Here is a 19,212-nt window from a genome sequence, read left to right on the forward strand (position 1 = left end):
CTATGGGCCGGACCCATCGCCCAGCGCGGGTGATCCACGAAGTGGGAATGGGCGGGAGGGCGGGCGGGGGCGGGGGCCCGGGGAAACGGATTGCGGCGCGCTCCGGGCCTGCCCGGAGCGCGCCGCTGAAAGGCAGCCGCTCCGGAGGGGATCGAGGCAAGGGGAACCGGGGGCGTGCCCTGTGGTCGGGCGGGGCCGGGAGTCGGGGCCGGTGGGGGTGGCGCGGGCGGCTAGGGGTGGCCGAGGAGGGTGAGGGCGGTGGGGGTGGGGGTGTGGCGGGCGGTGTTGTGGTGGCGGAGGGTGGTGATCAGGCCGGCTTCGCGCAGCACGGTGGCGTGTTGGCTGGCGCCGGAGGGGCCGATGGCCAGGGCCGTGGCGATCTCGCCGGTCGTGCAGCCGGGGCGTTGCGCGATGACGTGCAGGACGGCGGCGCGGGTGCGGCCCAGCAGGGCGGTGAGTGGGGCCGGGGTGTCGTGGGGCGCGGTGCGGGTGGTGAGGGTCAGGGGTCCGGCCTGCTCGTCGCGGTGGGCGGGGTAGGTCAGGATGGGCTGGGGTTCGGCGTCCGGGTTCACCACGGGTGCCTGGGTGGCGAACACGGACGGCACCAGGAGCAGGCCGCGGCCTTCGAGGTGGACGTCTCCCTCCAGGCCGGAGGCCAGGTCGACCTCCAGGACGGGTGCCCGCCACCGGATGCGCGGCGGGTAGAGCCCGTGCAGCAGCCGTTCGACGCCGCCGTGCAGGAGGTCGTGGGACCGGACGGCCCGGTCGGCCGCGATCTGGGCGGTGACCTGGGGCCAGTACGGGGCCAGGGCGACCGCGTGGACCTGGCCGAGGGCGTCGACGAGCTGCCGCAGTGCCTCGGGGCTGTCGCCCAGCCGGGCGGCCCAGCCGGGCAGGCGCTGCCGCTCGGCGATCTGGGCCAGGGTCGTCCGGAGCCGCGTGGTCGGCGTGGCGGCGACCTGCTCCAGCAGCTCGGGGACGCCGCCCGGCCCCCTGGGGCTCAGGAAGCCGGGCGTCCAGCCGTGTCGGGGTGTCAGGTCGAGCACCATGCGCGCCCCGGGCGGCAGGCGGGCCCAGACTTCGCGGCGCCAGGTGCCGAAGCGCAGGGCCTGGTTGCGGTCCTGGAGGACGCGCAGCGCGATGCTGAGCTCTTCCAGCGGCGGGACGGACGGTGCGACGCGGGTGCGGGCGAGGTCGGCGCCGGTGAAGTGGAACCGGTAGACCATGTGCCCTCCGCCGCCCGTCCGGTGTGCCGCCGCGGGTGCTGCTGCAGCTGCCGATTCTTCCAACTGGTCGTTGTGCGCGCCAGGTTGGAACAGGACGAGGTGGCCCGGCCGGGTGTCAGCGGACCGGCAGCGCCTTGGTGTGCTCCTCGCGGACGGCCTGCAGTGCGTGGGGCTGGAGGCCGAGCAGCTTCAGGATGGTCGGCGCGATCTGCTTGGTCTCGACCTTCTCGTCCGAGCGGACGCCGCCCGGGGTGCCGGCGCCGGAGACGACCAGCGGCACGTCGAGGTCGTCGGCGTGGGCGCCGCCGTGCTCGGCGATCTTGCTGCCGCCGGTGTAGACGACGCCGTACTGCGCGACGCCGAAGACGTCGGGCACCCGGGAGTCGCCCGGGGCGACGTGGAAGCGGTCGGCGGCCTCCTCGCCGGCGTAGACCGTTTCGAGGCCGCTGCGGGTGAACGGGCGGGCCTTGCCGCCGATGTCGACGCCGTTGCCGTTCTGCGCCAGCAGGTAGGCCGTGGCGAATTGGGTGGCGGCGGAGGAGCGGTCGTTCAGCCAGAGCAGCACGCCGTCGTCGTCGACGGCGTGGGCGACGAGCGCGCCGGAGCCCGGGTGGGCGGCCTTCCAGGCGGCGTTGAGGCCGTCCAGCAGCGGGCCGTCGTCGATCCGGTTGAGCGCGGTCGGGTCGGTCGGGGACTGGCCGTGCTTGGCCGAGAGGATGACGGTGGTGGAGCCGTCCAGGTGCTGCTTGCGCAGTTCGCGGGTGAGCGCGTCGATCTGCCGGTCGACGAATTCCAGGTTCTTGGCGAGCAGCGGCCCGGGCACGCCCTTGGTGGCGTAGCCGCCCTGGAGGCCGTCTGAGGTCTTGAGCTTCTGCGCGGTGGAGACCGACTGGAGGTTGAGGCCGAAGACGGCCGGGGTGCCGACCGGTGCGGTGCGGCTGTGGTCGTAGCCGTCGATCTCGTTGAGGACGGCCTGCACCTTGTACGTGTCGTACTGCTCGGTGGCCTGGTTGTCCTTGGTCCAGTCGCCGCTGTACCCGGTGGCCCTGCTGTTGATCTCCGGGGTGAAGAGGTCCTGGATGCCTTCGCCGGAGGGGCCGTTGAGGATGTCGTAGGCGGCGTGCTTGTCGGACCAGGCGGTGCGCAGCCCGGCCTGGCGGGCGACCTCGAAGACGGTGTTCACCCGGAGGTAGGAGTGCGGCTGGACGGGCTTGCAGGTGTGCGGGTCGACCGGGAGTTTGGCCGGGTCGAGCAGGGTCTGGGGCCAGCCGGTCATCCGCAGGATGGAGCCGGGCAGGCCGGTGAGGCCCTGGCCGGCGTCGAGCGCGTCCTGGTTCCGGTCGAGGTTCTCGGTGAGGTCCACCTCGGCCCCGGGCTTGGCGTTCGTGCAGTCGGTGGTGCCGGCGGGGAGCAGCGCGGCGTCGTAGCTGTCGTCGTAGTAGACGCCGGTGGTGCCGGGGCCGCCGCCGGTGAGTTGGGCGACCATGCCGGGGAAGGAGTCGGAGGGGTTGGTGGTGGCGGCGTGGGTGTACTCGACGCCGCCGTGGACGAGTCGGGCGAGGGCCGACTGGGGGTGCTGGGCCACGAACCAGGTGAGGTCCGACTGGTGCAGGCCGTCGACGGAGACCAGGAGGACGTGCTGGGCGTGGGCGCCGCGGCCCTCCTCGGTGGCTGCCTGGGCGGCGGCTGCCTGGGCGACGGTGGATCCGGCGAGCACACCGGCGGCGCCGAGGGTGGCGGCCAGCCGAACATAGCGACGGGTCACGGAGGGCTCCTGTGGGCGGGGAGGGGAGGTGGCTGCGGCGGTGCGCCCCCAGGGTGGGAGTCGTCGGTGTACCGGCGGCGGCGGGCAGGTGAACGGTGCCGGGCTCGTGTGTGCGGGGGCCGGGCGTCTTACCGATTTCTCACCGACTGGGCTCCCCACCACGGTACTTGGGGATTCGCCGGGAGCTCCGGCGTGCCGCCGGGCGGTGCCGCGGCACGCCGGGGCCGGGGGTCGGAAGGTGATGGCGATCTTGCCGTCGAGGGCGCTTTCCCGGAAGCGGGCGTGGGGCGGTGCGGATGTCGGTGAGGGCGTGGGCGGAGTGGAGGCGCCGGCGGAGGGCGCCGGCGGCGCCGGTGCTGCTCAGGCCTCTTCGCGCCAGCCTTCGTGGGCGGCGGCGAGGGTGTCGAGGGCGTGGAGCAGGGCCGGGGTCCAGCCGCCGTCCGGGGCGTCGAGGACGAGGAGCCACTGGGCGTCCTCGGCGTCGTCCTCGCCGGCCAGGGCGTCGCGGACGATCTCGGGTTCGTCGAGGTCGGGCTGGGCGGCGGCGAGTTCTTCGGCGGTCTCCTCGGCGGTGTCGCGGTCCGGGAGGACGAGCAGCTGGCGCGCGTACGGGTCGTCGACGGCCGGGAGGCCGGCCGGGTGGTGGTTCTCGGTCACCGGACCATTCTCCAGGCCGGACGGCCGGAGCCGGAGCGCGGGGGAGTGTCCGCGGCCCGTGGGATGCTGGTAGGCGATGGCCAGGAAGAGTGCACCCGACGACCTGCTCGCCCCGCTGACCCTCGCGGTCGGCCAGGAGGAGCTGCTGCTGGACCGCGCGGTCGCCCAGGTGGTGGCGGCGGCGAAGGCGGCGGACCCGGACACCGATGTGCGGGATCTGCCGCCCGGTGGCCTGCAGCCGGGCAGTCTGGCCGAGTTGACCACGCCGTCGCTGTTCGCCGAGCGCAAGGTGATCGTGGTCCGGGCCGCGCAGGACCTCTCGGCGGATGCGGTGAAGGAGCTGAAGGCCTACCTGGAGGCGCCGGCCGACGAGGTGATCGTCGTCCTGGTGCACGCGGGCGGGGCCAAGGGCAAGGGCCTGCTGGACGCGGGGCGCAAGCTGGGCGGGCGCGAGGTGGCCTGCGCGAAGCTGACCAAGGCGGGCGAGCGGCTGGCGTTCGTGAAGGGCGAGTTCCGCACGCTGGGGCGCTCGGCCACGCCGGAGGCCTGCCAGGCACTGCTGGACGCGCTGGGCAGCGATCTGCGCGAGCTGGCGGCCGCGTGCAGCCAGTTGACCTCGGACGTCGAGGGCGCGATCGACGAGACGGTGGTGGCCCGCTACTACAGCGGCCGGGCGGAGGCGACCGGCTTCGAGGTGGCGGACCTGGCGGTGACCGGCCGGGCGGCGGAGGCGCTGGAGCGGCTGCGCTGGGCGCTGGCGGTCGGCCAGCCGCCGACCGGCATCACCTACGCGCTGGCGTCCGGGGTGCGCAGCATCGGCCGGTTGGCGACGGCGGGGCGCAATCTGCGCCCGGGTGATCTGGCCCGGGAGCTGGGCATGCCGCCGTGGAAGGTGGACCGGGTGCGCCAGCAGATGCGCGGCTGGACGGGCGACGGCGTGGCGGCCGCGCTGACCGCGATCGCGCAGGCGGACGCGGCGGTCAAGGGCGGTTCGGACGATCCGGCGTACGCGCTGGAGCGTGCGGTGGTCGCGGTGGCCCGCGCCGCCCGGGCCGGCTCCCGCCCGTCGTACTGACGGGGCCCGCGGGCCGGGCGGCCGGACGGTCCTCCCGCGCCTACGTGCGCAGGGAGCGGGTGGTCGCCCAGGTGTCGGTCTGCATGGCGACGCGCAGGTCCTCCTTGCTCGGGACCTTGGTCTTGCCCTCCGAGTAGCTGCCGCTCCAGGAGAAGAAGTAGGTCATCCCGCCGTCGCGGACGTTCACCTCGGCGTGGACGTTGTGCCAGGTCTTGTCGGCGCCGCCCGTGCCGGTCTCGTCGAGGTACGCGAAGTAGGCCTCGTCGCCGAGGCCGGGGATGTCGGTGAGCTGGTAGTTCCGCTGCCGGTAGGCGTCCTTGCTGGCGGCGAACTCGGGCGCCGGGTTGACGGCCTTGTGCAGGTCGGCGCGCATGTAGGAGGCGGCGTACTGGGCGTCGTCGGTGCTCGGGCTGTTCCGCTCCAGCGTCATGGAGCAGACCATGGTGTCCAGGTTGGCGTGCCGGTCGGTGTGCTTGTACGGCGGGCTGCTGTCCGGGATCTTGTACAGCCGGAGGAGTTCCTGCGGTTTGCCGCTGGCGCAGAAGTCGTCGGAGAGCTTGAAGGCGCTGACGCTGCGCGCCGAGGTGTCGCTCTGGACCAGGTCGGGGACGAGGGTGACGGCGGCGGCCCAGCCGCCGGAGGCGAGCACGGCGCCGACGAAGGCCCAGACGGCGTTGCGGCGCAGGCTGCCGCCCCGGGCCGGTCTGCCCGCGCCGCTGTCCGAGCCTCCCGCCGCACCCGGCGCACCCGCTACACCCCCCGCACCCGCCGCACCGGCCGCCGGCTGCGGCGGCCCGAAGCCCGCGGGCCCGGGCGTCTGCTGCGGGTAGCCGTACCCGGGCCCGTTCGGCGATGGCGGCGGCATGGTCATGGAGTCCCCCTCTGGTCCGGCGCACCGGCGCTCCCCTGCGCCTCGACGCCCCGTGGCGGTGCGGGACCGACCTTAGGGCCCGGGCCCGCAAAGCGACAGGCGCCGCGGCCGCCCCTGGGGAAGGGGCTTGCCGCGGCGCCTGCCGCACTGCTGTGTGCACCGCACCCGCGTGGCGAACGCAGGCCGCGTGCGGTGCGAGTTCTCGTCCGCCTCGGGGACCGGGTAGAGGGCCGGGTCGTTTCCGGGGCGGGGTGGGGGCCGGAGCCCCCGGGGCGACGTCAGGCCTGGGCGGCCGAGGCGACGTGCTTGGTGATGGCCGACTTCTTGTTGGCGGCCTGGTTGGCGTGGATGACGCCCTTGCTCACGGCCTTGTCCAGCGCCTTGGAGGCGGCGCGGGCCAGCACGACGGCCTTCTCGGTCTCGCCGGCGGCAGCGGCCTCACGGGCCTTGCGCAGAGCGGTCTTCAGCGAGGACTTGACGGCCTTGTTGCGCAGGCGCGCCTTCTCGTTGGTCTTGTTGCGCTTGATCTGGGACTTGATGTTCGCCACGAAGGAGCCTCAGTCTGTGAAAAGTTGAACGGGTTCCGCACCGGCGGCCTTCGGTCAGGCTGAGAGGGCATGCCGGGGCCAGGTGCAGCTGACCACGCTACCAGGGGCCCGCTCCCCGGCCCAAACCGGGCAGCCCGCGCGGCAGCAGGCACAGCAGCAGGCACGGCGGCCCGCACGCCGCCCCACGACTACGCGCTCAGCACCGGCTCCCCGTAGTGCTCGACCTCGGGGAACGGCCGGTAGAAGCGGTGCAGCAGCTCCCGCCACCGCCCGTACTCGGCGGAGCCGCGGAACCCCTCGGTGTGGTCGGCCAGTGTCTCCCACTCCACCTGGAGCAGGAAGCGCGAGCCGCGCCCCTCGTCGAGGCAGCGGCGCAGTTCCAGGGAGCGGAAGCCGCGCTGGACGGCGATCAGCGGGCGGGCCTCGGCGAAGGCGGCGAGGAACTCGTCCTCCCGGCCGGGCAGGACGTCCAGCAGTGCGCTTTCGAGGATCATGGGTGGCCATCCTGCCGCCGGGAGGCGGGCGGCGGAAGGCCGCGAGGTGCCCGAACGGCGGGCCGTGCCGCGGTCGTGGGAAGATGGGAGGAACTATTTCGATCGGACGAGACCGTCCGGTCCCCGGGATAGCCGGTCAGCGATGATCGGGACACCCCCGGCCCCGGACCAACGGAGAATCGGACCAAGGTGCCCGCGACCCCCAGCAATGTGCCAGAGCCCAGCCGTACCGACCCGGCGCTGATTCGCAACTTCTGCATCATCGCCCACATCGACCACGGCAAGTCGACGCTCGCAGACCGGATGCTGCAGATCACCGGCGTCGTCGACCCGCGGCAGATGCGTGCCCAGTACCTCGACCGGATGGACATCGAGCGCGAGCGCGGCATCACCATCAAGTCGCAGGCGGTCCGCCTCCCGTGGGCCCCGAAGACCGGGCCGGGTGCCGGGACGACGCACATCCTCAACATGATCGACACCCCGGGCCACGTGGACTTCACGTACGAGGTGTCCCGCTCCCTGGCGGCCTGCGAGGGCACCATCCTGGTGGTCGACGCGGCCCAGGGCATCGAGGCGCAGACCCTCGCCAACCTGTACCTGGCGCTGGAGAACGACCTCACGATCATCCCGGTCCTGAACAAGATCGACCTGCCGGCCGCCCAGCCGGAGAAGTACGCCGCGGAGATCGCGCACATCATCGGCTGCGACCCCTCGGACGTGCTGCAGGTCAGCGCCAAGACGGGCCTGGGCGTCGAGGACCTGCTCGACCACATCGTCAACACCATCCCGGCCCCGGTCGGCGTCAAGAACGCCCCGGCCCGCGCGATGATCTTCGACTCGGTGTACGACGCCTACCGCGGCGTGGTCACCTACGTCCGTGTCGTGGACGGCCAGCTCACCAAGCGCGAGCGCATCGCGATGATGTCGACCGGCGCCACCCACGAGCTGCTGGAGATCGGCGTCATCTCGCCCGAGCCGAAGGTCGCGGACGGCCTGGGCGTCGGCGAGGTGGGCTACATCATCACCGGTGTGAAGGACGTCCGGCAGTCCAAGGTCGGTGACACGATCACCTCGCAGAACAAGGGCGCCACCGAGCCGCTGGGCGGCTACAAGGACCCGCGTCCGATGGTGTTCTCCGGCCTGTACCCGCTGGACGGCTCGGACTACCCGCTGCTGCGCGACGCCCTGGACAAGCTGCGCCTCAACGACGCCGCCCTGGTGTACGAGCCGGAGACCTCGGTCGCGCTCGGCTTCGGCTACCGCTGCGGCTTCCTCGGCCTGCTGCACCTGGAGATCATCCGGGAGCGCCTGGAGCGCGAGTTCAACCTCGACCTGATCTCCACCGCCCCGAACGTGATCTACCGGGTGATCATGGAGGACGGCACCGAGCACACCGTCACCAACCCGAGCGAGTTCCCGAGCGGCAAGATCGCCGAGGTGTACGAGCCGATCGTGCGCGGCACCATCCTGGCGCCCAACGAGTTCGTCGGCGCGATCATGGAGCTGTGCCAGTCCCGCCGCGGCGCCCTGCAGGGCATGGACTACCTGTCCGAGGACCGCGTCGAGCTGCGCTACACCCTGCCGCTCGCCGAGATCGTCTTCGACTTCTTCGACCAGCTGAAGTCCAAGACCCGCGGCTACGCCTCGCTCGACTACGAGCCCATCGGCGAGCAGACCGCCAACCTGGTCAAGGTCGACATCCTGCTGCACGGCGACGCGGTGGACGCGTTCTCCGCGATCGTGCACAAGGACAAGGCCTACGGCTACGGCGTGATGATGGCCGGCAAGCTCCAGAAGCTCATCCCCCGCCAGCAGTTCGAGGTGCCGATCCAGGCCGCGATCGGCTCCCGGGTGATCGCCCGCGAGACGGTCCGCGCGATCCGCAAGGACGTCCTCGCCAAGTGCTACGGCGGCGACATCTCCCGCAAGCGCAAGCTCCTGGAGAAGCAGAAGGAGGGCAAGAAGCGGATGAAGATGGTCGGCCGGGTGGAGGTCCCGCAGGAGGCCTTCATCGCCGCGCTCTCCACCGACGCCGAGGCGCCGAAGGAGAAGAAGTAACGGTGTGAACGCGAGGGCCCGGGCAGCACGCCCGGGCCCTCGCGCGTTCCCGGGCCCCCGCCCGGCGACCGGACAGGGCCTACTTGAGCGCGCCGAGCACGAAGCCGACGATCCCGGCCTTGGCCAGCCGCCCCGCGGTGCCGGTGAGGACGGTGGGCTTCATCGAGTCGTCCGGGTGGACCAGCTGCAGCAGCCCGTCCCGCCGGCCGAGGCTCAGGCACTGCACGACGTACCGGTAGCCGAACGGCTCGTCGGTGCGCCCGTCGAGCAGCTTGCCGAGGTACTGGCCCATGGGCAGCGCGGTGGCGCAGCCCATCCGCAGGGTGCCGACGCCGGGGACGGTGACGGCGGCGGCGTCGCCGGCCACGTGGACGTCCGGGTGCGAGAGCGACCGCAGGTGGTCGTCGACGAGGGCCCGGCCGCGCTCGTCCACGGCCAGTCCGGCCTCGGCGGCCAGCGGGTGGGGTTCCAGCGAGGCGGCCCACAGGGTGAGGTCGGCGGTGATCGGGCCGGCGGTGGTGCGCGGCCCGTCCGGGGTGACCTCGGTGACGGTGGCGTCCTCGTGGACGGCGACGCCGAGCCGGTCGAGGACCTTGCGGATGTGGGCGCGGCCCTTGGGCGAGTAGCCGCCGCCGACCTGGCCGGCGGCGACGATCCGCACCCGCCAGTCGGGGTGGGCCTCGGCGAGTTCGGTGGCCAGTTCGATGCCGGTGGCGCCGCCGCCGACGACGGCCAGGGTGCCGGGGCGGTCGGCGTCGCGGATCAGGCGCCGGACCTCGGCGGCGCGCTCCACGGGGTGGGCGTGCTCGGCGGCGCCGGGGACGCCGTGCCAGGCGGTGCGGCTGCCGAGGGCGTAGACCAGGGTGTCGTAGCCGAGGACGGTGCCGTCGTCGAGGACGGCCTTGTGGCCGTCCAGGTCGAGCTCGACGGCCCTGGCGCGGCGGTGCTGGATGCGTCGTCCGCGGGCCAGGTCGGCGATGGCGGGCCAGTCGCGGCCGCGGCCGGCCGCGGTCTCGTGCTGGCGGATGCGGTGCAGGAGCCGCTCCTCGGGTGCGACCAGGGTGACGTCGTGGTGCCGGCCGGCGCCCTTGGCCGCGGTGAGTCCGGCGTATCCGGCGCCCAGGACGACGATCCGCTGCTCGGTGGTGGTGCTCATCTCGTCCGCCTCCTTGCGGGGTGCGCCCCTGCGGAGCGCTGTTCGGGAGGGGGACGACGCGGCAGGCCGGAGTGTGACGGTGACCCGCGTCACACGCCGGTCGCGAGCTGACCGGTCAGGAGCCGACCGGTCAGGAGCCGATCGGGGTGATGCGGCCGAGCTTCTCCGGGTTGACCACCACGTAGGCCTCGGTGATCCGCCCGTCGGCGACGGTGAAGGCGAGGACGCCGGCGACGGTGCCGGTGGGCCGGTCGTACCAGACCAGGCCCGGTTCGCCGTTGACCAGGGCGAGGTCGAGGCCGTGCTCGGGGGTGAACCACTTCGCGACCAGGCCGCCCACCAGCCGGGCCACCTTCTCGGAGCCGAGGACGGGGCGGACGCCGGCGCGGACGATGCCGCCGCCGTCGGAGTGCCAGACCACGTCCGGGTCGAGGACCTCCATCAGGCCGAGGATGTCGCCGCGGGTGCTGGCGTCGGCGAAGGCCTCGACGGCCCGCCGGTGCGCGGCCGGGTCGGCGCTGGCGTGCCGGCCGCCGTCCCGGACGCGGCGGCGGGCCCGGGAGGCGAGCTGGCGGGTGGCGTCGGGGGTGCGGTCGAGGGAGGCGGCGATGTCCTCGAAGCCGACCGCGAAGACGTCGTGCAGCACGAACGCGGCCCGCTCGGCGGGGGTGAGCTGTTCGAGGACGGCGAGCAGGGCGAGCGAGACGGACTCGCCGCGTTCGGCGAGTTCGGCGGGGGAGTCGGGGGTGCTCGCGTAGGAGACGGACGGCTCGGGCAGCCACTCGCCGTAGTAGGCCTCGCGGCGGGCGCGGGCGGAGCCGAGCTGGTCGTAGCAGAGCCGGGTGACGACGGTGGTGAGGAAGGCGCGCGGGTCGTCGACGGCGGCGCGGTCGGCGGCCTGCCAGCGCAGCCAGGCCTCCTGGAGCACGTCCTCGGCGTCGGTGAAGGAGCCGAGCAGCCGGTAGGCGACGGAGCCCAGGTAGCGGCGGTTCGTCTCGAACGGGTCGGCGTCGTCGGTGGCCCGGTGGTCGATCACGGGCCCAAGGTAGCGCCTGGGGGCGCCGGGGCGAAGGGCCGGGGGCGCGACGAGCCGGGGCGGACGGTCCCCCCCCCCGGCTCGTCGCGCGGTGCGGCGTCAGTCGACCTCGGCCACGGCCTCGGCGAACTGGGCCTGGTAGAGCCGGGCGTAGGCGCCGTCGACGGCGATCAGCTCGTCGTGCGAGCCCTGTTCGACGATCGAGCCGTTCTCCATCACCAGGATCACGTCGGCGTCCCGGATGGTGGAGAGCCGGTGGGCGATCACGAAGCTGGTGCGGCCGGCGCGCAGCCGGGCCATGGCCCGCTGGATCAGCACCTCGGTGCGGGTGTCGACGGAGCTGGTGGCCTCGTCGAGGACCAGGATGGACGGCTGGGCGAGGAACGCCCGGGCGATGGTGATGAGTTGCTTCTCGCCGGCGCTGACGCCCGCGCCCTCGTCGTCGATGACGGTGTCGTAGCCGTCCGGCAGGGTGCGCACGAAGCGGTCGACGTGGGCGGCCCTGGCGGCTTCGACGACCTGGTCGAGGGTGGCTCCCTGGGCGCCGTAGGCGATGTTGTCGGCGATGCTGCCGCCGAACAGCCAGGTGTCCTGGAGGACCATGCCGATGCCGGAGCGCAGTTCCTCGCGGGACATCGCGGCGATGTCGACGCCGTCGAGGGTGATCCGCCCGGAGCTGACCTCGTAGAACCGCATCAGCAGGTTGACGAGGGTGGTCTTGCCGGCGCCGGTGGGGCCGACGATGGCGACGGTCTGGCCGGGTTCGACCTTGAGCGAGAGGTCCTCGATGAGCGGCTTGTCGGGGTCGTAGCGGAACGAGACGTCCTGGAAGGCGACCCGGCCGTGGATCGCGTCGGGCTTCTCGGGCATGGCCGGTTCGGGGGTCTGCTCGGGGGCGTCGAGGAGTTCGAAGACGCGCTCGGCGGAGGCGACGCCGGACTGCACCAGGTTGGCCATGCTGGCGACCTGGGTGAGCGGCTGGCTGAACTGCCGGGAGTACTGGATGAACGCCTGCACGTCGCCGATGGACAGGGCGCCGCTGGCGACCCGCAGGCCGCCGACGACGGCGACGAGCACGTACTGCAGGTTGCCGATCAGCATCATCGCGGGCTGGATGATCCCGGAGATGAACTGGGACTTGAAGCTGGCCTGGTAGAGCGCCTCGTTGTGCTCGCGGAAGGTCTCGGCGGCCTCGCGCTGGCGGCCGAACGCCTTGACCAGGGTGTGCCCGGTGTACATCTCCTCGATGTGGGCGTTCAACTTGCCGGTGGACGCCCACTGTTGGACGAACTGGGGCTGGGCGCGCTTGCCGACCTTGGCGGCGACGACGACCGACAGCGGGACGGCGACCAGGGCGATCGCGGCGAGCAGCGGGGAGATCCAGAACATCATCGCGAGCACGCCGACGACGGTGAGCAGCGAGTTGACGACCTGTCCCATGGTCTGCTGCATGGACTGGCCGATGTTGTCGATGTCGTTGGTGACCCGGCTGAGCACCTCGCCGCGCGGCTGCTTGTCGAAGTAGCTGAGCGGCAGGCGGGCGAGTTTGGCCTCGACGTCCTGGCGCAGCCGGTAGACGGACCGCTGGACGGCGGTGGTGGCGAGGCGGCCCTGGACGATGCCGAACAGGGCGGAGGCGACGTAGATCGCGAGGACCCAGAGCAGCACGGTGCCGATGGCGCCGAAGTCCATGCCGGAGCCGGGGGTGAAGTCGACGGAGGAGAGCAGGTCGGCGATGCCGTTGTCGCCGTGGGCGCGCAGGCCGGCGACGGCCTGGGCCTTGGTGAGGCCGGGGTCGAAGCGGGGGCCGACGACGCCGGCGAAGATCAGGTCGGTGGCGTGGCCGAGGACCTTGGGGCCGATGACGGCGCAGCCGATGCCGAGCACGCCGAGGCCGATCATGGCGGAGAGCAGGGCGCGTTCGGGGCGCAGCAGGCCGAGGACGCGTCTGCCGGAGTTCTTGAAGTCCATGGACTTCTCGGCGCCCTGGCCGCCGGCGAAGCGGCCGGGTCCGGCGGGGCCGCGGCGGGCGGCGGCGGCCTGCGAGTCGCTGGGGACGGCGGCCGCGGGCTTGCCGCCGGGCTTGCCGCCGGCCTTGGGGTCGGGCTTGTCGCCGGGGCTGGTCACGCCGCCTCCTGCTCGGTGAGCTGGGAGAGCACGATCTCCCGGTACGTCGGGTTGTCGGCCATGAGTTCGTGGTGGGTGCCGGTGCCGACGACGGCGCCTTCGTCGAGGACGATGATGCGGTCGGCGTCGCGGATGGTGGAGACGCGCTGGGCGACGATGAGCACGGTGGCGTCGGAGGTCTCGCGGGCGAGGGCCTTGCGGAGTTTGGCGTCGGTGGCGTAGTCGAGGGCGGAGAAGGAGTCGTCGAAGAGGTAGACGCCGGGTTTGCGGACGAGGGCGCGGGCGATGGCGAGGCGCTGGCGCTGGCCGCCGGAGACGTTGCTGCCGCCCTGGGCGATGGGGGCGTCGAGGCCTTCGGGCATCTTCTCGACGAAGTCCTTGGCCTGGGCGACGTCGAGGGCGTGCCAGAGTTCCTCGTCGGTGGCGTCGGGCCGGCCGTAGCGCAGGTTGCTGGCGATGGTGCCGGTGAACAGGTAGGGCTTCTGCGGGACGAGGCCGACGGTGTCGGCGATGGCCTCGGGGGCGAGGTCGCGGACGTCGACGCCGTCGAGCAGGACCTGGCCGGTGGTGGCGTCGAAGAGCCGGGGGACGAGGCCGAGCAGGGTGGACTTGCCGCTGCCGGTGGAGCCGATGACGGCGGTGGTCTCGCCGGGCCGGGCGGTGAGGGCGATGCCGCGCAGGACGGGGGCTTCGGCGCCGGGGTAGCGGAAGTCGACGTCGCGCAGTTCGAGGTTGCCGCGGCGGGGCGTCTCGGTGACGGGCGTGGCGGGCGGGACGACGCTGGAGGAGGTGTCGAGGACTTCCTGGATGCGTTCGGCGCAGACCTCGGCGCGGGGCACCATCATGAACATGAAGGTGGCCATCATGACGCTCATCAGGATCTGCATGAGGTAGGAGAGGAACGCGGTGAGCGCGCCGATCTCCATGCCGCCGCTGTCGATGCGCTGGGCGCCGAACCAGAGGACGGCGACGCTGGAGGCGTTCACGACGAACATGACGGCCGGGAACATGAAGGACATCAGCCGGCCGACCTGGAGGGCCGTGTGGGTGAGGTCGCGGTTGGCGTCGTCGAAGCGGGTCTGCTCGTGCTCGTCCTTGACGAAGGCGCGGATGACCCGGATGCCGGTGATCTGTTCGCGCAGCACCCGGTTCACGGTGTCGATCTTCACCTGCATGCTGCGGAACTTGGGGCGCAGCGAGCGGACCAGCAGGATGACCACGGTGCCGAGGACGGGGATGACGGCGAGCAGCAGGCCGGACAGGGGGACGTCCTGGTTGAGCGCCATGATGATGCCGCCGACGCACATGATGGGTGCGGCGACCATGAGCGTGAAGCTCATCAGGGCGAGCATCTGGACCTGTTGGACGTCGTTGGTGGTGCGGGTGATCAGGGAGGGCGCGCCGAACTGGCCGACCTCGCGGGCGGAGAAGCTCTGCACGCGGTCGAAGACGGCGGCGCGGACGTCCCGGCCGAAGGCCATCGCGGCGTGGGCGCCGTAGTGGACGGCGCCGATCGAGCACAGGGCCTGGACCAGGGTGACGCCGATCATCACGGCGCCGACGCGCATGATGTAGCCGGTGTCGCCCTTGACGACGCCGCTGTCGATGATGTCGGCGTTCAGGGTCGGCAGGTAGAGCGCCGCGAGGGTGGACACCAGCTGGAGGACGACCAGCAGGGCGATCGGTCGGGAGTAGGGGCGCAGGTACGCCCTGAGCAGTCTGAGCAGCACTGTCACACTCTTGTCGTCGGCGGGTGGTTTCGCATCCCAATTCTCGGCCCTCGTGGGCCTCGTACGGGTGATTCGGCCTATCAGCGGGGGAGTTTGCCAGGGTTTTGCCGTACTCTTCGGCCGGCTCGGCGGGCCCGGGGGTGGGGCGCCGGTGGGGTGGTGGCGGGGCGGCCGGGGTGGGCGGGCACCGGCCCGGTGGGGGTGTGCCAGCTGGGCCCGCCCTCTTACGGAATGACCGATTTCCCCCTAGGCTGCTGGTTGCCCCCTTGTTACTGGCCGGTACCACGCAGGTTTCCGCACCGGTCGCGAGCGGGCCCGGCGACCGGCCCCCACGGCGCCGCGCCACCCCTCAGACGGCCACCCGCCTCCGGAGGTCCTCGTTGAGTTCCGCGCAGTCCCTGATCGGCTCCGGCAGTGCCGACATCGTCGCCGGGCGCCCCGCCTCCGTCGCCCACCTGTTCCTGGAGCGCGTCGCCCTCACCCCGAACGCCGAGGCCTACCGCTACCCCGCGGCGGTCGACCCGCAGGCCGCGGACGGCGCCCCCGGCGCGGAGCAGTGGCGTTCGCTCACCTGGGCGCAGACCGCCGTCCGGGTCAAGGCGGTGGCGGCCGGCCTGATGGCGCTCGGCATCCAGGCGGAGGACCGGGTCGCGCTGGCCTCCTCCACCAGGCTCGAGTGGGTGCTCGCCGACCTCGGGGCGATGTGCGCGGGCGCCGCCATCACCACGGTCTACCCCAGCACCAACACGGACGAGACCGCCTTCATCCTGTCCGACTCCGGCTCCAAGGCGCTGTTCGCCGAGAACGCCGCCCAGCTGGCCAAGGCCGTCGAGCAGATCGACCAGCTGCCCGAGCTGCGCACCGTCGTCCTCTTCGACGCCCCGGCCGGGACGCCCGAGGCGGCCGGCCTGGAGGTGATCACCCTCGGCGAGCTGGAGCGGCGCGGCGCCGCGTACCTGGAGGAGCACCCGGACGCCGTCGAGAAGGCCGTGGCCGCGCTCGACAAGGAGCAGCTCGCCACCCTCATCTACACCTCCGGCACCACCGGCCGCCCCAAGGGCGTGCGCCTGGTGCACGACTGCTGGGCGTACGAGGGGCGGGCCCAGGAGGTCAGCGGCCTGCTGGCCGCCGACGACGTCCAGTACATGTGGCTGCCGCTGTCGCACGTCTTCGGGAAGACCCTGATCTCCGGCCAGATCGCCACCGGGCACGTGATGGCCCTGGACGGCCGGGTCGACCGGATCATCCACAACCTGCCGGTGATCCGGCCGACCACGATGGCCTCCGCGCCGCGCATCTTCGAGAAGGTCTACAACGGCATCGCCGGCAAGGCCCGGGCCGAGGGCGGCGCCAAGTACAAGATCTTCATGTGGGCCGCCCAGGTCGCCCGCGAGTACGCCCGGGTCGTCCAGGAGAGCCGGATCGCCACCGGCACCGAGAGTGCCCCGCTCGGCCTGCGGCTGCAGCACGCGCTGGCCGACAGACTGGTGTACGCCAAGATCCGGGCGGCCTTCGGCGGCCGGTTCCGCGGTGCGGTGTCCGGCAGCGCCGCCCTCGCCCCCGAGATCGGCTACTTCTTCCTCGGCGCCGGCGTGCCCATCCTGGAGGGCTACGGGCTCAGCGAGACCAGCGCCGGCTCCTGCGTCAACCGCCGGGAGGACGTGCGGATCGGCACCGTCGGCCGCCCGCTGCCCGGCACCGAGGTGCGGATCGCCGAGGACGGCGAGATCCTGCTGCGCGGCCCCGGCGTCATGCGCGGCTACCACAACCTGCCGGAGAAGACCGCCGAGGTCCTGGAGCCGGACGGCTGGTTCCACACCGAGGACATCGGCGAGCTCACCCCGGACGGCTTCCTGCGCATCACCGACCGCAAGAAGGACCTGTTCAAGACCTCCGGCGGCAAGTACGTGGCGCCCAGCGAGGTCGAGGGCAAGTTCAAGGCGGTGTGTCCGTTCGCCAGCAACATCCTGGTGATCGGCAACGGCCGCAACTACTGCACCGCGCTGATCGGCCTCGACGAGTCGGTGATCATGCCGTGGGCCGCCGAGCACGGCCTGGCCGGCAAGTCCTACGCCGAGGTCGCCGCCGACCCGGCCGTGCACAAGCTGATCGAGGGCTTCGTCAAGCGGCTCAACGGCGAGCTGCAGCGCTGGCAGACGATCAAGAAGTTCCACCTGCTGCCGCGCGACCTCGACGTCGAGCACGGCGAGCTCACCCCGAGCCTGAAGATCAAGCGCCCGGTCGTCGAGCGGGTCTACGCGGACGCCGTCGCCGCGATGTACGCGGGCGCCAACGAGGCCTGAGCCCGCCCGTCCCGTACGGTCCGCCGGCCCGCGCCGGTTCGGGCGGGCCGTACGGGACAATGGGGGCATGCCCTCCGCACTCCCCGACGGCGAACCGGTGCCGTCCGACGGCTCCCTGCCCGCGCACGCCCTCACCGGGCTCGGCTCGCGGCCGTTCGGCTTCTACCTGCACGTGCCCTACTGCGCCAGCCGCTGCGGCTACTGCGACTTCAACACCTACACCGCCACCGAGCTGCGCTCCTCCGGTGCCGTCGCCTCCCAGGAGACGTACGCGGACAACGTGGTCGCCGAGATCCGGCTCGCCCGGAAGGTGCTGGGCTCCGCCGACCTGCCGGTGCGCACCGTCTTCCTCGGCGGCGGCACCCCGACCCTGCTGCCCGCCCGCGACCTGGTGAAGATGCTCGCCGCGATCCGCGACGAGTTCGGGCTGGCCGACGACGCCGAGGTCACCACCGAGGCCAACCCGGAGTCCGTCGACCCGGCCTACCTGGCCGAACTGCGCGAGGGCGGCTACAACCGGATCTCCTTCGGCATGCAGAGCGCCCGCCCGCACGTGCTGCGGCTGCTCGACCGCCACCACACCCCCGGCCGCCCCGAGGCCTGCGTCGCCGAGGCCCGCGCGGCCGGCTTCGAGCACGTCAACCTCGACCTCATCTACGGCACCCCCGGCGAGAGCGACGACGACTGGCGGGCCTCCCTGGACGCCGCCATCGGCGCCGGGCCCGACCACGTCTCCGCGTACTCCCTCATCGTCGAGGACGGCACCCGGCTCGCCGCCCGCGTCAAGCGCGGCGAACTGCCGATGATCGACGACGACGTGCACGCCGACCGCTACCTCATCGCCGAACAGGCGCTCAGCGCGGCCGGCTTCGCCTGGTACGAGGTCTCCAACTGGGCGACCACCCCCGAGGGCCGCTGCCGCCACAACGAGCTCTACTGGACCGGCGCCGACTGGTGGGGCGCCGGCCCGGGCGCCCACAGCCACGTCGGCGGCGTCCGCTGGTGGAACGCCAAGCACCCCGCCGCCTACGCCCGGGCCCTCGCCGAGCACCGCACCCCGGCCCAGGCCCGCGAGGTCCTCGCCGACGAGGACCGCCGGGTGGAGCGCATCCTCCTGGAACTGCGCCTGGAGCAGGGTGTCCCGCTCTCCCTCCTCACCGCGACCGGCCGCACCGCCGCCGCCCGCGCCCTCGCGGACGGCCTCCTCGCCGCAGGCCCGTACGAGCAGGGCCGCGCCGCCCTCACCCTCCGGGGCAGGCTCCTCGCGGACGGGGTCGTGCGGGATTTGGTGGACTGATCAGTGGCCCAATGGCGGCCGTTCTCCGTCAGTCCGGGAGCGTGGTGAAGTCGATCAGTTCCTCCACCCGGCCGAGGAGTTCGGGCTCCAGGTCCTTGTAGCTGTGCACCTTCGAGAGGATGTGCCTCCAGGCGGCCGGGGTGTCCGCCGGCCAGCCGAGGCGGCGGCAGGTGCCCTCCTTCCAGTCCTCGCCGCGGGGGACGGCGGGCCAGGCGGGGATGCCGACGCTCGACGGCTTCACGGCCTGCCAGATGTCGATGTAGGGGTGGCCGACGACCAGCACCGACGTGCCGGTGACCTGGGCGGCGATGCGGTGCTCCTTGGTGCCCGGGAGCAGGTGGTCGACCAGGACGCCGAGGCGGCGGCCGGGGCCGGGGGCGAAGTCGGCGACGATCGCGGGCAGGTCGTCGATGCCCCGCAGGTACTCGACGACGACGCCCTCGATCCGCAGGTCGTCGCCCCACACCCGCTCGACCAGTTCGGCGTCGTGCCGCCCCTCGACGTAGATGCGGGACTCGCGGGCGACCCGGGCGCGGGCGCCGGGGACGGCGACCGAGCCGGAGGCGGTGCGGCCCGGCGCGCGGGAGGGGGCGGGGCCGGCCGGGCGGACCAGGGTGACGACCCGGCCCTCCAGCAGGAAGCCGCGCGGCACCAGCGGAAACACCCGGTGCTTGCCGAAACGGTCCTCCAGGGTGACGGTGAACCCCTCCGCCGTCCTCTCGCAGCGCACCACCGCCCCGCAGAAGCCGGTGGCCGCCTCCTCCACGACCAGGTCGCGCTCGGCGGCCACCTCCGGGGCGGGGGCCTGCTTCTTCCACGGCGGGGTCAGGTCGGGTCCGTACTGGCGGCTGCGCATGGGAGCGACTATA

Annotated in this window: 15 protein-coding genes; 4 read left to right on the plus strand and 11 right to left on the minus strand. The window is 72.9% G+C overall.

What is annotated here, in order from left to right:
• Positions 1-230: 230 nt before the first annotated feature.
• From AB2U05_RS22465 to AB2U05_RS22475, 3 genes are all read right to left on the minus strand, one after another.
• Positions 231-1,226 carry a DUF5937 family protein gene (locus AB2U05_RS22465; RefSeq protein WP_369184056.1) on the minus strand — a complete coding sequence of 332 codons (996 nt, stop codon included), beginning with the start codon at positions 1,224-1,226 and terminating at the stop codon, positions 231-233.
• Between the two features lie 115 nt (positions 1,227-1,341).
• Positions 1,342-2,991 (minus strand): alkaline phosphatase family protein, encoded by a 1,650-nt coding sequence (locus tag AB2U05_RS22470; protein WP_369184057.1) that lies wholly within the window; start codon positions 2,989-2,991, stop codon positions 1,342-1,344.
• A 360-nt stretch (positions 2,992-3,351) separates the two neighbouring features.
• The gene (locus AB2U05_RS22475; RefSeq protein ID WP_045704849.1) at positions 3,352-3,648 is read right to left on the minus strand and encodes a hypothetical protein; all 297 of its coding nucleotides are present in this window, start codon (positions 3,646-3,648) and stop codon (positions 3,352-3,354) included.
• 76 nt (positions 3,649-3,724) lie between these two features.
• On the opposite strand from AB2U05_RS22475, the gene holA reads away from it, so the two are divergent.
• On the plus strand, positions 3,725-4,723 hold the full coding sequence (holA, locus tag AB2U05_RS22480; RefSeq protein WP_045704847.1) for a DNA polymerase III subunit delta: 999 nt from the start codon (positions 3,725-3,727) through the stop codon (positions 4,721-4,723).
• A gap of 40 nt (positions 4,724-4,763) precedes the next feature.
• On the opposite strand, the gene AB2U05_RS22485 is transcribed toward holA, so the two are convergent.
• From AB2U05_RS22485 to AB2U05_RS22495, 3 genes are all read right to left on the minus strand, one after another.
• Positions 4,764-5,594, minus strand: a complete 831-nt coding sequence (locus AB2U05_RS22485) for a hypothetical protein (protein ID WP_369184058.1) — start codon at positions 5,592-5,594, stop codon at positions 4,764-4,766.
• Between the two features lie 278 nt (positions 5,595-5,872).
• Complete coding sequence (rpsT, locus tag AB2U05_RS22490) at positions 5,873-6,142, minus strand: 30S ribosomal protein S20 (protein WP_045704842.1); 270 nt, start codon at positions 6,140-6,142, stop codon at positions 5,873-5,875.
• A gap of 188 nt (positions 6,143-6,330) precedes the next feature.
• A complete protein-coding gene (locus tag AB2U05_RS22495) occupies positions 6,331-6,636 on the minus strand; it encodes an antibiotic biosynthesis monooxygenase (protein WP_045704839.1) in 306 nt (101 codons plus the stop codon).
• Positions 6,637-6,825: 189 nt separating this feature from the next.
• On the opposite strand from AB2U05_RS22495, the gene lepA reads away from it, so the two are divergent.
• Complete coding sequence (gene lepA / locus AB2U05_RS22500; protein WP_078861039.1) at positions 6,826-8,694, plus strand: translation elongation factor 4; 1,869 nt, start codon at positions 6,826-6,828, stop codon at positions 8,692-8,694.
• Positions 8,695-8,773: 79 nt separating this feature from the next.
• Here lepA and AB2U05_RS22505 read toward each other — a convergent pair whose 3' ends face one another.
• From AB2U05_RS22505 to AB2U05_RS22520, 4 genes are all read right to left on the minus strand, one after another.
• A complete protein-coding gene (locus AB2U05_RS22505) occupies positions 8,774-9,850 on the minus strand; it encodes an NAD(P)/FAD-dependent oxidoreductase (RefSeq protein WP_369184059.1) in 1,077 nt (358 codons plus the stop codon).
• Between the two features lie 130 nt (positions 9,851-9,980).
• Positions 9,981-10,886, minus strand: a complete 906-nt coding sequence (gene sigJ / locus AB2U05_RS22510; protein WP_369184060.1) for an RNA polymerase sigma factor SigJ — start codon at positions 10,884-10,886, stop codon at positions 9,981-9,983.
• A 99-nt stretch (positions 10,887-10,985) separates the two neighbouring features.
• Complete coding sequence (locus AB2U05_RS22515; protein ID WP_369184061.1) at positions 10,986-13,013, minus strand: ABC transporter ATP-binding protein; 2,028 nt, start codon at positions 13,011-13,013, stop codon at positions 10,986-10,988.
• Positions 13,010-14,743: an ABC transporter ATP-binding protein gene (locus AB2U05_RS22520; protein WP_369184062.1), complete on the minus strand. Its 1,734-nt coding sequence runs from the start codon at positions 14,741-14,743 to the stop codon at positions 13,010-13,012. Before AB2U05_RS22520 ends, AB2U05_RS22515 begins: the two co-directional genes overlap by 4 nt.
• A 380-nt stretch (positions 14,744-15,123) precedes the next feature.
• On the opposite strand from AB2U05_RS22520, the gene AB2U05_RS22525 reads away from it, so the two are divergent.
• Both AB2U05_RS22525 and hemW read left to right on the plus strand, forming a co-directional pair.
• On the plus strand, positions 15,124-17,046 hold the full coding sequence (locus AB2U05_RS22525) for a long-chain fatty acid--CoA ligase (RefSeq protein WP_078859707.1): 1,923 nt from the start codon (positions 15,124-15,126) through the stop codon (positions 17,044-17,046).
• Between the two features lie 67 nt (positions 17,047-17,113).
• Positions 17,114-18,343, plus strand: a complete 1,230-nt coding sequence (gene hemW, locus AB2U05_RS22530; protein ID WP_369184063.1) for a radical SAM family heme chaperone HemW — start codon at positions 17,114-17,116, stop codon at positions 18,341-18,343.
• A 28-nt stretch (positions 18,344-18,371) separates the two neighbouring features.
• Here hemW and AB2U05_RS22535 read toward each other — a convergent pair whose 3' ends face one another.
• Complete coding sequence (locus AB2U05_RS22535; RefSeq protein ID WP_045693609.1) at positions 18,372-19,199, minus strand: DUF3097 domain-containing protein; 828 nt, start codon at positions 19,197-19,199, stop codon at positions 18,372-18,374.
• Between the last annotated feature and the right edge of the window lie 13 nt (positions 19,200-19,212).

Source organism: Streptomyces sp. Y1 (assembly GCF_041053115.1).
Lineage (GTDB): Bacteria > Actinomycetota > Actinomycetes > Streptomycetales > Streptomycetaceae > Kitasatospora > Kitasatospora rubellomurina.

What these genes read in the sequence shown, in the direction of transcription:
- AB2U05_RS22465 (WP_369184056.1), bottom strand. Translation starts at nt 1,226, where the DNA reads ATGGTCTACCGGTTCCACTTCACCGGCGCCGACCTCGCCCGCACCCGC.
- AB2U05_RS22495 (WP_045704839.1), bottom strand. Translation starts at nt 6,636, where the DNA reads ATGATCCTCGAAAGCGCACTGCTGGACGTCCTGCCCGGCCGGGAGGAC.
- AB2U05_RS22485 (WP_369184058.1), bottom strand. Translation starts at nt 5,594, where the DNA reads ATGACCATGCCGCCGCCATCGCCGAACGGGCCCGGGTACGGCTACCCG.
- AB2U05_RS22505 (WP_369184059.1), bottom strand. Translation starts at nt 9,850, where the DNA reads ATGAGCACCACCACCGAGCAGCGGATCGTCGTCCTGGGCGCCGGATAC.
- hemW (WP_369184063.1), top strand. Translation starts at nt 17,114, where the DNA reads ATGCCCTCCGCACTCCCCGACGGCGAACCGGTGCCGTCCGACGGCTCC.
- holA (WP_045704847.1), top strand. Translation starts at nt 3,725, where the DNA reads ATGGCCAGGAAGAGTGCACCCGACGACCTGCTCGCCCCGCTGACCCTC.
- AB2U05_RS22535 (WP_045693609.1), bottom strand. Translation starts at nt 19,199, where the DNA reads ATGCGCAGCCGCCAGTACGGACCCGACCTGACCCCGCCGTGGAAGAAG.